The organism is Giesbergeria anulus (assembly GCF_900111115.1).
GTDB classification, from domain to species: Bacteria; Pseudomonadota; Gammaproteobacteria; order Burkholderiales; family Burkholderiaceae_C; genus Simplicispira; species Simplicispira anulus.
The window spans coordinates 274,728-287,510 of sequence record NZ_FOGD01000001.1 but is presented as its reverse complement, the minus strand read 5'-3'; the positions used below and the strand labels follow the sequence as shown (position 1 = coordinate 287,510).

The window sequence follows — 12,783 nt, the reverse complement described above, 5'->3', positions numbered from 1 at the left end:
TCAGTTTAGAACAGCTCTACGTCGTCGTGGGCAATTTGGACGGTCAGATCACCGCTGGCGATGAGATCGTTATAGAAGCACACTTGGTTGCGGCCATGCTCTTTGGCGTAGTACAGCGCTTGGTCGGCTTGGCCCAGAATTTCTACTGGGGAGCCTTGGCCCGCGTTGATAAAGCCGAGGCTCACCGTGACTTGGCCCACCTGTGGAAACGGATACTCTTGTACCGCCTCACGAAAGCGGTTAAAGGCGCTGCGGGCGTCTTCGAGGCTGGTCGAGCGCAGCAGCACGACAAACTCCTCGCCACCAAACCGAAAAATCCGGTCGTGTGAGCGAAAAGAGCTGCGCAGCACATTGGCCACCAAAATAAGCACCTCGTCGCCGTATAAGTGACCAAAACGGTCATTGACCTGCTTGAAGTGGTCAATGTCGATCACCGCCAGCCATTGGCCTGCCTTGTCTGGGTCGTCATCGGGGCCGCCGCTGCTGCTGTGCCGGGCAAACTGCTCATCAAAGGTTTTGCGGTTGTATAACCCGGTCAGGGCATCGCGCTCGCTGTAGTCGAGCAGGCTCTGATAGTTTTGGTACACATTGAAGATGCCAGTAATGACCTCTAGCCGGTGTGCCGAGAAGGGCCGCTTTTGGCGGATTTCTAGGCAGGTATTGACCTTGTCGTGCATCCACACCGGCAGCCACAGCACATGGCGGCCGCGCGCTGGCGAGTCAATCACATGGCTTTGTTTGGCATGGATGCAGGCCGCCAATGCTGGGTAGTTTTCCAAGGCTTGGCGTTGCGGGTCTTTGGCTGGCTCCATCTCGGTCGATGCCCAGTCTTGCGCGCCTTTCCAAGTGCGCGGACGCAGGTAGAGCACGCCGTCCACTGAGAAAAGCTCCAGTGCTCGTACTTCGACGATGTTGGAGAGTTTTTGCAAGGTGGACAACACCGACACTTCTAGACGCAGGTGGTCACGCTGGCCAGTCATTTCGACCAGATTTTGCAAAATGGGCTTCATGGGGTGTCGGTGTGTTTCATAAAAAATAGCAGTCGCTCAGGCGCTGCGGCGCAAAAAGACCAGATCCCAGACACCGTGGCCTAAACGCAAGCCTCGGTTTTCAAACTTGGTCAGGGGGCGGTAATCGGGCTGGGGGGCGTAGCCGTCAGGGGTGCTATTGTGCAGCAGCTGATCGCTACCCAGCACCTCCAGCATTTGTTCGGCATAGGGTTGCCAGTCGGTGGCGCAGTGCAAGTAGCCGCCGGGCTTGAGCCTTGCGGCCAGTTTGGCTACCAGAGCAGGCTGGATCAGGCGGCGCTTGTTGTGCTTCTTTTTGTGCCAAGGGTCAGGAAAGAAGATGTGGATGCCATCCAAGCTGGCCGGGGCCAGCATGTGGTCAATCACTTCCACAGCATCGTGTTGCAGGATGCGGATATTTTCTAGCTCTTGTTCGCCTATGCGTTTGAGCAGTGCGCCCACGCCCGGCTCATGCACTTCGCAGCACAAGAAGTTGTCGTTGGGGCGCACGCGGGCAATATGCGCTGTGGCCTCGCCCATGCCAAAGCCGATTTCTAAGATCAGCGGGGCGCTGCGGCCAAAGCTGGCCGCAGCATCCAAAGGCTGGCCGGTGTAAGACAGGATAAAACGTGGCCCCAGCTCTTCAAAAGCCTTGGCTTGGCCGGTGGTGGTGCGTCCGGCGCGGCGCACAAAACTTTTGATGGTTTTGGGATAGGCTACGCCAGCGGGCGCGGCGTCGTGGGGCGTGGCATCAGGGCCGACGTTGGGGGAGATGGGGGTTGCAGTGGCAGTCACGGGGGCTGATGGTAAAGATGCGTCCAAGCCCTGACCCAGAGGCTCAGAGCATCTGACAGTGTAGCTTGCTCTGGAGGCACTGCGGGCAGTTGCAGCACTTGGGCCGCAGCCGATAGCGCTTGCAGTGGCATTTTTAGATCAAGTGCTGGGGCACCGTGCTGTTTGGAGAGCTTTTCGCCATCAGCGCCGCACACCAATGCGGTGTGCAGGTAGCGCGGCGTGGGTAGGCCCAAGGCTTGTTGCAGCAAGGTTTGACGCGGTGTATTGTCTGCAAGGTCTTCACCGCGCACGATGTGCGTAACGCCTTGCGCACCATCATCGACTACCACCGCCAGTTGGTAGGCCCACAGGCCATCGGCACGGCGCAGAACAAAATCGCCAATAGTGTGTGCCACATTTTGTTGTTGCGACCCCAAACGCCGGTCATGCCACGCCACAGTGGCTGCATTTTGGGTGTTCAAGCGCCAAGCGCGGGCTGGTCGGCCCTGCAAGCCTGAGCGGCAGGTGCCGGGGTAGGGCAGGGCGGCATGGCGCTCTTTGGCATGGCCTTGCCCAGCATGGACGTCTGCAATGTCTTTGCGCGAGCAAGCACAGGGGTAGGCCAAGCCTTGGGCCAGCAAACCCTCCAGCGCCTGTTGGTACGCTGGTGCCCGCTCGGATTGCCACAGTGGCGGCGCATCAGGGTGCAGGCCGCAGGCGGCCAACTGCTGCAAGATGGTGTGCGCTGCGCTGGAGGAGCAGCGCGGCGTGTCCACATCTTCGATGCGTACCAGCCAGCGCCCACCGTGGCCGCCATTCCACGCGCGGGCATCAAGCCAACTAGCCAGCGCTGCCACCAAGGAGCCAGCATGAAGCGGCCCCGTGGGGGACGGGGCAAAGCGGCCTATATAGAGCGCGGGGGTGCTCATGGCTGGCTGGGGCTGCCTTTGCGTTGGTTGTGTTAGGCGTTGACGCTGGCGTTGACCGCCAAGGCCAGCTCTAGGCCAGAAATAAAGGCATCTTCGAGGCGGTGGCCTAGGCACCAGTCGCCACAGGCACCGATGCCGTTTTGGCTATCGAACAGGTGGCTCTTGCCCAGCGGCTGTGTGGTTTGGGCATAGCGCCAGCGGCGCATTTCAACATAGCCGGGTTCGGCGCGGATGCCAGTGACTTCGGCAAAGGCTTTGAGCAGCTTGGCCTGCACGCGGCTGCTGTCATCGTTGATGTGCTCGTGTGACCAAGCCGGGCTGGCTTGCACTGTCCAGCGCTCGACAATGCCGCGTTGGGGCTTGGACGATTCACGCGCCAGCCAAGCGATGCGGTGGTGCGTGCTGCGCGCCGCGTTCCATTGTGGCCCCAGTGTGGTCAGGCCGGGCCGTACCGATTGCGGGAAGGCCAGCATCATTGTCCAGCAAGGGGCGGTGATGACGCCAGCAATGTCTGCCACCAGCGGCGTTTGGATGCCCGATTGCGTCAGCAGGGAGCGGGCCGGATCGGCTGGTTGCGCCAGCAGCACGGCATCAAAGCCCGCCACCACCTGTTGCGCGCCGTCTGGGGCCTGTGCCCGCACTTGCCAATGCTTGGGCTTGAGCGGGTCGCGCTCGATAGCCACCACATGGGCGTTGGTGTGCAGATGGCCGCCTTGGCGCAAAGGCTCGGCCCAAGCCACGGCCAGAGCTTGCATATCGGGGTTGGCTACCCAATGGGCTTCTCCGGGAGGTTGGCTGGCAGAGGCAACATGGCCGGTGGCATCGAGCACGCGGATGGCATTGGCACTCCAAGGGCGGAACACGCCCGGCACGGTGTCCAATGCCAGCGCAAAGCGCTCATCGCGGATGGTGAAGTATTGCGCCCCAGCATCAAAACTGCCAAATGGCGAATGGTGGCTGGCCATGCGCCCACCTACTTCGTCGGATTTTTCAAACACCGTGACCCGATGGCCTGCATTGATGAGGGTACGGGCGCAGGCGATGCCGGCCAGCCCAGCGCCTACCACGGCAAAGTGGCGCGGCAGCGGAGACGTGGTGCTGCTGCCCAAAGGGCGTGAGCGGGCAGAAGAAGCAGGGGTACGGGGGGGCATAGCAGACCTTTCAGGAAAGCGAAGGAAAAGCGAGAACCTTGGCACTCTACACCGCTCGCAGGGGGGTACTGCTAAAAGTGGTGGTGGTTTTCTAGCAGGGCGGCCCGCGTGGTGCGGCTGCGCAGTTGCTCTAGCCACCATTGCAATGCGCGCCCGGCAGGTTTTTGCGTGCCTTTCCAAGCGTAGTACATGCGCACATTGCGCTCCGAGCGCCCCACTTTGCGCGTGACCAGCCGCCCGGCTTCTAAATAGGGCCGGGCCATGGCGGTGGGCAAAAAGCCGCAGCCCAAGCCACGCAGTTGTGCCTGCAATTTGGCCTGCATCGATGCCACGGTGAGCACATCTTGCCCGCCCATCAGCCCGATGCTGGTCTGGCTGCTGTGCGCAGAGTCTGCTACGGCTACCAAGCGGTGTTGTAGTAGGCAGGCATCGCTGATCGGTTCTGGGGCTTGGGCCAGCGGATGGTGTGGAGCTACGGCAAACAAAAAGGCGCTATCGCCGAGCATTTCTAACTGCAAACCGGCCACATTGCTGGCATTGACGGCCACCCCAATGGCTAAATCGGCGCGGCCTGAGGTCAGGGCTTCGAGGGTGCCAGTGAGAATCTCGTCGCGCAGTTTGAGCCGGGTGGGGGGCGCTAGATCGTAAAAGGCTTGCACTAGCTCCAGCACGGTATAGGGCGACATCGCGCCATCGACGGCGATGGTCAACTGCGGCTCCCAGCCCGTGGCTACGCGCCGTACCCGGTGCGCGACGGCTTCTACGTCTTGCAGCAGGCGTTGGCCTTCGCGCAGCAACTCTGTGCCTGCTGGGGTGGGCTTGGCTTGGCGCGAGCTGCGGTCAAACAGCAGTACGTCCAAGGCTTCTTCGATTTGGCGTACGCGGTAGGTCAGTGCGCTGGGCACCAGCCCTAAAGAACGTGCCGCAGCCGCAAAACTGCCCGCCACGGCAATTTCTTGCAACATAGCCAAGCTGTCGGGGGTCAGAACATCGCGTGGATTTCGCATGGTGGCGGCTCGTTGATTGCAATTTTTTGCATTATCCCGTCAAGTGGCTTGTACCTGCCGCAGGGTGCGTGACTCTAAAGTCAAGGCTTCCAATCATTAAAAAGAGATGCACCATGCTAACGATTCGCAAATCACAAGACCGGGGCTATGCCGATCATGGCTGGCTGCGTTCGCACCACAGTTTCTCTTTTGCCGGTTATTACGACCCAGCGCACATGGGGTTTGGCAATTTGCGCGTCATCAATGAAGATCGGATAGCCCCCGGCACCGGCTTTGGTGACCACGGCCACCGCGACATGGAAATCATCAGCTATGTGCTGGAGGGCGAGTTGGCCCACAAAGACAGTATGGGCCATGTGCGTACCATTGCCCCCGGCGAGGTGCAGCGCATGAGCGCAGGCTCTGGCGTGGTACACAGCGAATACAACCACGCCGCAGGCCAATACACGCATTTTTTGCAAATCTGGCTAGAGCCGCGTAGCCGGGGCATTGCACCCAGTTATGCGCAACAACGCTTTGATCCAGAACGCAAACAGGGGCGGCTGTGCCTGCTGGCCTCGCCCGATGGTGCGCAAGAGTCGGTGCCCATCCATGCCGATGCCGCGCTCTATGCGGGGCTGCTTGATGGGCAAGATGCAGTGACGCTGGCGCTGGAACCCACGCGCAAGTGCTATGTCTTTGTGGTGCGTGGCAGTTTGAAAGCCAATGGGCAAGCCTTAAGCGCTGGCGATGCGGCCCTGTTGAGCCAAGAAACCGCCCTGACCCTCAACCAAGCCCAGCAGGCCGAGGTGCTGGTGTTTGATTTGGCCCCTTGAGGAGGTAGGCCCGCAGGGCCTAGGCAGCCCGTGCCAACAGCGTTTCGACCATTTTGTTGGCCAGTTGCGAGATCGCCAATGCGGCTGGACAACCGGGCGTGAGCAGTTGCAACAGTTGGCGGCGCATGATGGCTTCGCGCACTGCCGGATCGGCAGGAATATCACCCATGTGGATCAGGCGCAGTGGGCGGCCTGAATCGGTCATGACAAAGCGGTCAATCACCTGTTGCAATTGGCCGGTGATGGCGCGGCCATCGCCGGGGCGCGCCGCTTGGTTGACGATCATGCGCACATGCTGGCGTTTTTGCTGCATTGCCAGCACTTTGATGGCGGCATAGGCATCGGTGAGCGATGTGGGCTCTGGGGTGGCAACCACCACCACTTCTGAGGCCAGTGAGATAGAAAACAGCACCACTTCAGAGATACCCGCGCCGGTATCGAGCAAAATCACATCGAAGTAAGGGGCCAGCTTTTGCACTGCGTGGTAAAACTGGTTGCGCACATCTTGCGTCAGGCGTGAGTATTCAATCATGCCTGAGCCTGCCAGCAGCACCGAAAAGCCCCCCGGTGCGGCCACTACGGCCTCTTCAAGGCGTGCCTTGCCAGTAAAGACATCGTGCAGCGTGAGTTTTGGGTGCAGGTTGAGCACCACATCCAGATTGGCCAAGCCCAAATCAGCATCCAGCACGAGCACACGTTTGCCCCGGCGCGCCAAAGCGGCGGCCAGATTGGCCGAAACAAAAGTTTTGCCTACGCCCCCCTTGCCACTGGTTACGGCAATGATGCGGGCCCCGGAGTACCGGGACGCCTCGGTGGCGTCGGCTTGGAGGGGTTGGGTGGACGGCGCGTCGCTCATCTCATCGCTTTCAAAAGGCGCTGTCGGTCGGGTTTTGGGGAGACGGATCGTCCCAGCCGGACGGCGGGTAAAGCGTGCCAAATAGCAGGCCCTTCTCTTCTGCAGTCACGGTGCTGCTGGGTTGTTCTTCTATGTGTACACGGTTGCGCCCGGCGGCTTTGGCCTTATACAGTTGTAAATCGGCTCTATCTACCCACAACGAGGCGGTCGAGCGTATCCATTGCAAGGCAAACGCACCCCCAATGCTGATGGTGACATGCACTTCTTTGGATGAGGCTACCCGTATCGAGGCAGCCTCGACGGATTGGCGAATGCGCTCGGCCACGGTGTGGCCAAAAGCGGCTTGGCAACCGGGCAGCACCACAGCAAACTCTTCACCGCCATAGCGGGCCAAAGTGTCCATGGGGCGCACACAGGTAGCCAAAATGCGCGCTACTTCTTGCAACACCCTATCGCCAGCCAGATGGCCGTGGGTGTCATTGACGTGTTTGAAGTGGTCAATATCGAGCAGCAGTAGCAGTGCTGACTCGCCAGAGCGTGCCACACGGTCGATCTCACACTCCACCACATTGAGAAAATGGCGTCGATTAGCCAAACCCGTGAGGGGATCGCGCAGTGAGAGCTCGCACAAGCCATCAATCATCGATTGCAGATAACGGGTGGCGTTGGGGGGTGCGGTGGCTTTGTTCGTGACTGGGCTGACCAAGGCACGCGCCTCGTCCAGACGCAGATCGTGCAGGTCAACGAGGTGGGAGGATGCAGCAGGTGAGGCGGCGGGTGTAGGCACAGTGCGTCAAGTGTAACCCCGTGCCGTGGGCTGTTGTGTTACACCGCCCCCAAATCCTCTGGTGGTGTGCAGGGGTACAGACACAGCTAGCCTAAGCACGTTGGATAATACGCCACTATAACCTTCTCACCCAGCGTTGCTGGGCCGCTGTCAGGTGCGCAGCTTGCTGTAGCGCAGTCCCAGGGCGTCCCAGCCCGCAACAGAAAATTTGTGCATGACAAAACCACCTCCCTCCCTGATGGGGCGCATTGCGCTGGCCATCAGCAGTTTTTTTGCCATCATTGCCCAGCCTGATTTCGCTGCCAGCGTGGCTCAGTTGCGCGATGGCGTGCCAGCGCCTGCCCCTGTGCCTCCTGCCGCCCCCGCTCCCGTAGCTGCGCCAGTGCCCACGCCACCCGTATGGCAAGCCCCGCCAGAAACCGCTGCCCTGCAATTGTTAGGCTTGTTGCAGCGCGAAGCACGGTTTGTCGATTTTGTGGAGCAGGACGTGGCCGCGTTTTCCGATGCCGACATTGGTGGTGCCGCCCGTGTGGTGCATGAGGGCTGCCGCAAGGTGCTGCGCGAGCACTTCACCATCGCCACTGTGCGCACTGAGGCCGAAGGCAGCCGCATCACGCTGCCCGCCGGTTTTGATGCTGCTGCGGTGCGTGTCACTGGCAATGTGGTGGGGCAACCGCCTTTTGCGGGCACGCTGGTACACCAAGGCTGGCGCGTGAGCGATAGCCGCCTGCCCCAACTGGCCCAAGGCCACGATGCCAGCGTGTTGGCCCCGGCGGAGGTAGAACTGTGAGCGATACCACTGCTACCCTCTCCCCCCGTTATACCGTGGGCATTGACTTGGGCACCACCCACTGCGCGCTCTCTTGGGTAGATACCCACACCAGCGATGGCGAAAAAGTGGCCCAAGGCGTATTGGAAATCCCGCAGCTCACCGGCCCCGGTGCGGTGGAGGGCAAATCGCTGTTGCCCTCGTTCATGTACCTGCCCCATACCAGTGAGATGGCCCCCGGCGATTTGGCCCTGCCGTGGGCGGCAGCGCAAGATTTTGCCGTTGGTGAATTGGCACGTACGCGCGGTGCAGCCACGCCGATCCGCTTGGTGAGCAGTGCCAAGAGTTGGTTGTGCCACCCCGGCGTGGATCGGCGCGGCCCGATTTTGCCCATGGATGCGCCCGAAGAAGTGCAGCGCGTCTCGCCGCTAGAGGCTTCCATCCGCTACCTGTCGCACCTGAAAGCCGCTTGGGATCAGCAGCACCCAGAAGCCCCGCTGGCGCAGCAGGATGTGACCGTGACCATTCCTGCCTCGTTTGACCCCGCAGCACGCGAACTGACGGCAGAAGCAGCCCAAGCCGCTGGTTTTAGCCACCTCACTTTGCTGGAAGAGCCACAGGCAGCGCTCTATAGCTGGATTGAGCGCAGCAGCGGCCAGTGGCGCAAGCAGGTGCGCCAAGGTGACATCCTTCTTGTGGTGGATGTGGGCGGTGGCACCACTGACTTGTCCTTGATGGCTGTGTTGGAGCGCGATGGCAATTTGGAATTGCAGCGCGTGGCTGTGGGTGAGCACATTTTGCTCGGTGGCGACAACATGGATTTGGCGCTGGCCTACGGTGTGGCGCGCAAACTGGCTGCCGAGGGCAAACAACTTGACCCTTGGCAAACCCGCGCCTTGGCCCATGCCTGCCGCAGCGCCAAAGAAACCCTGTTCAGTGACCCTGCCGTGATGGCCGTGCCGGTGGTGGTGCCCAGCCGGGGTTCCAAGCTGATTGGTGGCTCTATCCGCACTGAAGTCACGCGCCAAGAGCTAGAGCAGACTTTGCTGGAGGGCTTCTTCCCCCTCGCAGCGGTATCGGATCAGCCCATCAGTCGTGCCCGTGCAGCCCTGACGCAATTGGGCCTGCCCTATGCGCAGGATGCGGCCATCACCCGGCATTTGGCGGCTTTCCTGACCCGTCAACGCGGTGCCACGGCGCAATTGGAAGGGCTGGGCAGCAGCTTGCCAGAGGCGGCCACCTTCTTGCACCCCACAGCGGTGCTGTTCAATGGCGGCGTGCTCAAGTCGGGCGCGATTGCCGAGCGCGTGCTGGGCACCCTCAACGGCTGGTTGCAAGCCGAGGGGGCGGCCCCGGCACGCTTGTTGGCCGGTGCCGATTTGGACTTGGCCGTGGCGCGTGGTGCCGCCTACTATGGTTATGTGCGCCGGGGCCGTGGCGTGCGGATTCGGGGCGGTACAGCGCAGGCGTATTACGTGGCGGTGGAGTCTTCGATGCCCGCTATTCCGGGCATGGAGCCACCGATTCAGGCGCTGTGCTTGGCCCCCTTTGGCATGGAAGAGGGCAGCGAGGCCACCTTGCCCGCGCAAGAGTTTGGTTTGGTGGTGGGCGAGCCGGTGCATTTTCGCTTTTTTGGCTCCTCGGTGCGCCGCCAAGACCAAGTGGGCACAACGCTCGATTTTTGGGCACCCGACGAGCTGCACGAATTGCAGGCCATTGAGGCCCATCTGCCCGCCCAAGGCCGCACCGCTGGCGAGGTGGTGCGCGTGCGCCTCCATGCCCGTATCACCGAAACCGGCGTGCTGGAGCTAGAGGCCCTGCCGGTGGGCGGCACCGAGCGCTGGAAGGTCGAGTTTGACGCACGGAGCGACGCCCAGCCGTGAGCGCTCGCTATAGCGTTGGCATTGACCTCGGTACCAGCCACACCGTAGTGGCCTATGCCGATGTGGCGCGCGCCAGAGCGGCTACCGGGGTGCATTTGCTGCCTATTGGGCAACTGGTGGGGCCGGGACAGTGGGCCGAGCAGGTGTTGCTGCCCTCGGTGCGCTACCACCCGGCACCGGGCGAGTTGCCACCCACGGCCTTGCCGCAGGCAGGTTTAGTGCCGTTAGCGCAGGATGATGCCCTGCCGCCTGCTGTGCTGGGCCGCTATGCGCGTGATTTGGGGGCGCAGGTGCTGGGGCGTTTGGTCAGCAGTGCCAAAAGTTGGTTATCCCATGCCGGGGTGGATCGCATGGCGGCCATCCTGCCGTGGGGCGCTGCGGACGGTGTGCCCAAAATCTCGCCGGTGCTAGCCAGCGCCAGTTATCTGGCCCATGTGCGTGCGGTGTGGAACACCCGCTTCCCCAAAGCGCCGCTAGAGCAGCAAGACATCGTCCTCACGGTGCCAGCCTCGTTTGACGAGGGCGCACGCGCTTTAACCTTAGAGGCGGCCCGCTGGGCCGGTTTACCCACGGTGCGCTTGCTGGAAGAGCCTCAAGCCGCCTTTCAAGACTGGTTGCTGCGCCACGCCAAGACTTGGGCCGATACGCTGGCGCAGTCGCGCTTGGTGTTGGTCTGTGATGTGGGCGGTGGCACCACCGACCTGACGCTGATCCAAGTGGAACACGGCGATGGCGCTGTGCCGCAACTGACGCGCATCGGCGTCGGTGACCACCTGATGCTGGGTGGTGACAATATGGATTTGGCACTGGCCCACTGGGTAGAGCGCCGTTTGGGCGGTACCACGCCGCTGTCGGCCACACGCTTGTCGCAACTGGTGCAGCGTTGCCGGGTGGCTAAAGAATTGTTATTGGGGCCAGAGGCTCCAGAATGCACCACTGTGACCCTGCTGGGTTCGGGGGCGCAACTGTTGGGAGCCGCCCGTTCGGTGGAGGTTAGCCGCAGCGATATTGAACAATTGGTGGTGGATGGCTTTTTGCCCTTAGAAGATGCCAGCGCCCGGCCCCAACGGCGGCGGGCAGGGATTGTCGAGTTTGGCTTGCCTTACCCCGCTGACGCCGCCATCACCCGCCATCTGGCGGATTTTTTGGCCCGCCATGCCGAAGCGGGCTTGCCCGATACCTTGCTGCTCAATGGCGGTGTGTTTCGCGCCCCGGCCTTGGCGCAGCGGCTGGAACAGCAGTTGTCCCAGTGGCGTGGTGCGCCAGTGCAAGTTTTGCACAACGATGCCCCCGATGTGGCTGTGGCCCGTGGTGCGGTGGCTCATGCCTTGGTGCGTGCAGGGCGCGTACCGGCTTTGGGTGCCGGTATTGGCGGTGGTTCAGCGCGCAGCTATTTTTTACTGCTGGAAGAGAGCCAGCAAGGCACTGGGCCACAGGGCATCTGTGTTTTGCCGCGCAGCACCCCGGAGGGGGTGCCGGTGCATTTAACCGACCATATTTTTGCCCTGCGTTTGGGGCAGGCGGTGCGTTTTCATTTGCTGTCATCGTCGGCCAGCACGCCTTGGCAAGCGGGCGATTTGGTCGCTTTAGATAGCCAGGAAGCCGCAGATTGTGTCCGCCTGCCACAATTGTCGGCGGTATTGCCCGCGCCCGAAGGCCAACGCCGCCGCGACGTGCGGGTGCAGCTCACGGCCAGCATCACCGAAGTGGGCACCTTAGAAATGCACTGCACGCAAGTTGATGATGCACAGCAACGCTGGTCTTTAGCCTTTGAGTTGCGTGGTGGCGTTGAGGAGGCCGATGCAGCACAGGATACAACCGCCACCCCGCCACTGCACCCACGGTTGCCTGAGGCGCTGGCGCAAATTGAGCGCATTTTTGGCACCGGCACGCACAAACCCGAACCGCGCGAGGTACGCCAGTTGCGCCAGACCTTGGAGCGCCTACTGGGCCGCCGCGAAGACTGGGATTTGCCCCTGCTGCGCAGCCTGTTTGATGCCCTGTGGGCCGGGGCCAAGCGTCGCCGCCGCAGTGCCGAGCACGAGCGTGTTTGGCTCAATTTGGCCGGTTATTGCTTGCGCCCCGGCACTGGCGCGCCCTTAGATGGCTGGCGGGTAGAACAACTCTGGACGTTGTTTTCCCAAGGCATCCAATATGTGGCTGAGAGCGGCAATTGGTCAGAATGGTGGACGCTGTGGCGGCGTGCCGCTGCGGGCCTGAACGAGGCCCAACAACTGCAACTGCTCGAGCAGTTGGTCGGCCATTTAGAAACCATTGCCGATGCCCCGCGCAGCAAATCGCCCTTGCGTGGCAGTTATGACGACATGGTGCGCTTGGCAGCCACGCTGGAGCAGGTCTCCGCCGCCCACAGGGTCGATGTCGGGCACTGGTTGCTGGACCGCTGGCAGCGCCACCCCGAAAAAAACCATACATGGTGGGCGCTGGGGCGTTTAGGCGCGCGGGTGCCGCTGTATGGCAGTGCCCACCATGTCGTGCCCGCCGAGACAGCCATGCTATGGTTACAGGTGCTGCTGGGCTTAGATTGGAAGCAAGTCGAGCCTGCGGCCTTTGCCGCCGCCCAATTGGCCCGTTGCAGCGGTGATCGCGCCCGTGACTTGCCTTGGCCGCTGCGCGAGCAGGTTATTGCGCGTTTGCAAGCCGCCAAGGCTCCACCGGCTTGGGCGGCGATGGTGCGCGAAGTGCTGGCGCTGGACGAGGCCGACCAACGCCGCAGTTTTGGCGAGGCTCTGCCCCCCGGACTGCAATTGCTGCGCGCCTGAGCGCGCTCGGGTAACATTCACACCT

Annotated in this window: 11 protein-coding genes; 4 read left to right on the top strand and 7 right to left on the bottom strand. The window is 61.9% G+C overall.

The window, feature by feature from the left end; all coding sequences use genetic code 11:
* Positions 1-5: 5 nt before the first annotated feature.
* The 5 genes from BMX55_RS01415 to BMX55_RS01395 form a co-directional block, all read right to left on the bottom strand.
* Entirely contained in the window at positions 6-1,010 is a 1,005-nt protein-coding gene (locus BMX55_RS01415; RefSeq protein ID WP_091451621.1) for a GGDEF domain-containing protein, read from the bottom strand.
* A gap of 36 nt (positions 1,011-1,046) precedes the next feature.
* Positions 1,047-1,781 carry a tRNA (guanosine(46)-N7)-methyltransferase TrmB gene (trmB, locus tag BMX55_RS01410; protein WP_245751245.1) on the bottom strand — a complete coding sequence of 245 codons (735 nt, stop codon included), beginning with the start codon at positions 1,779-1,781 and terminating at the stop codon, positions 1,047-1,049.
* Positions 1,782-1,798: 17 nt separating this feature from the next.
* A complete protein-coding gene (gene gluQRS, locus BMX55_RS01405; RefSeq protein ID WP_091451614.1) occupies positions 1,799-2,710 on the bottom strand; it encodes a tRNA glutamyl-Q(34) synthetase GluQRS in 912 nt (303 codons plus the stop codon).
* A gap of 32 nt (positions 2,711-2,742) precedes the next feature.
* On the bottom strand, positions 2,743-3,861 hold the full coding sequence (locus BMX55_RS01400; protein ID WP_091451610.1) for an NAD(P)/FAD-dependent oxidoreductase: 1,119 nt from the start codon (positions 3,859-3,861) through the stop codon (positions 2,743-2,745).
* Positions 3,862-3,932: 71 nt separating this feature from the next.
* Entirely contained in the window at positions 3,933-4,868 is a 936-nt protein-coding gene (locus BMX55_RS01395) for a LysR family transcriptional regulator (protein WP_091451606.1), read from the bottom strand.
* 113 nt (positions 4,869-4,981) lie between these two features.
* Here BMX55_RS01395 and BMX55_RS01390 point away from each other — a divergent pair, with 113 nt between their 5' ends.
* Positions 4,982-5,683, top strand: a complete 702-nt coding sequence (locus BMX55_RS01390) for a pirin family protein (RefSeq protein WP_091451602.1) — start codon at positions 4,982-4,984, stop codon at positions 5,681-5,683.
* A 19-nt stretch (positions 5,684-5,702) separates the two neighbouring features.
* Here BMX55_RS01390 and BMX55_RS01385 read toward each other — a convergent pair whose 3' ends face one another.
* Entirely contained in the window at positions 5,703-6,539 is an 837-nt protein-coding gene (locus BMX55_RS01385; RefSeq protein ID WP_091451599.1) for a MinD/ParA family protein, read from the bottom strand.
* Between the two features lie 10 nt (positions 6,540-6,549).
* The gene (locus BMX55_RS01380; protein WP_091451597.1) at positions 6,550-7,326 is read right to left on the bottom strand and encodes a GGDEF domain-containing protein; all 777 of its coding nucleotides are present in this window, start codon (positions 7,324-7,326) and stop codon (positions 6,550-6,552) included.
* Between the two features lie 214 nt (positions 7,327-7,540).
* Between BMX55_RS01380 and BMX55_RS01375 the strand changes: the two genes are divergently transcribed.
* The 3 genes from BMX55_RS01375 to BMX55_RS01365 are packed head-to-tail and all read left to right on the top strand — an operon-like array spanning position 7,541 to position 12,758.
* Entirely contained in the window at positions 7,541-8,116 is a 576-nt protein-coding gene (locus BMX55_RS01375) for a DUF2760 domain-containing protein (protein WP_091451594.1), read from the top strand.
* On the top strand, positions 8,113-9,978 hold the full coding sequence (locus BMX55_RS01370; RefSeq protein ID WP_091451592.1) for an Hsp70 family protein: 1,866 nt from the start codon (positions 8,113-8,115) through the stop codon (positions 9,976-9,978). The genes BMX55_RS01375 and BMX55_RS01370 overlap by 4 nt, the downstream gene beginning before the upstream one ends.
* Entirely contained in the window at positions 9,975-12,758 is a 2,784-nt protein-coding gene (locus tag BMX55_RS01365; protein WP_091451590.1) for an Hsp70 family protein, read from the top strand. Before BMX55_RS01370 ends, BMX55_RS01365 begins: the two co-directional genes overlap by 4 nt.
* The last annotated feature ends 25 nt before the right edge of the window (positions 12,759-12,783 follow it).

Coding starts and splice junctions, on each gene's coding strand:
- BMX55_RS01415 (WP_091451621.1), bottom strand. CDS start 1,010: ATGAAGCCCATTTTGCAAAATCTGGTCGAAATGACTGGCCAGCGTGAC.
- gluQRS (WP_091451614.1), bottom strand. CDS start 2,710: ATGAGCACCCCCGCGCTCTATATAGGCCGCTTTGCCCCGTCCCCCACG.
- BMX55_RS01400 (WP_091451610.1), bottom strand. CDS start 3,861: ATGCCCCCCCGTACCCCTGCTTCTTCTGCCCGCTCACGCCCTTTGGGC.
- BMX55_RS01395 (WP_091451606.1), bottom strand. CDS start 4,868: ATGCGAAATCCACGCGATGTTCTGACCCCCGACAGCTTGGCTATGTTG.
- BMX55_RS01390 (WP_091451602.1), top strand. CDS start 4,982: ATGCTAACGATTCGCAAATCACAAGACCGGGGCTATGCCGATCATGGC.
- BMX55_RS01385 (WP_091451599.1), bottom strand. CDS start 6,539: ATGAGCGACGCGCCGTCCACCCAACCCCTCCAAGCCGACGCCACCGAG.
- BMX55_RS01375 (WP_091451594.1), top strand. CDS start 7,541: ATGACAAAACCACCTCCCTCCCTGATGGGGCGCATTGCGCTGGCCATC.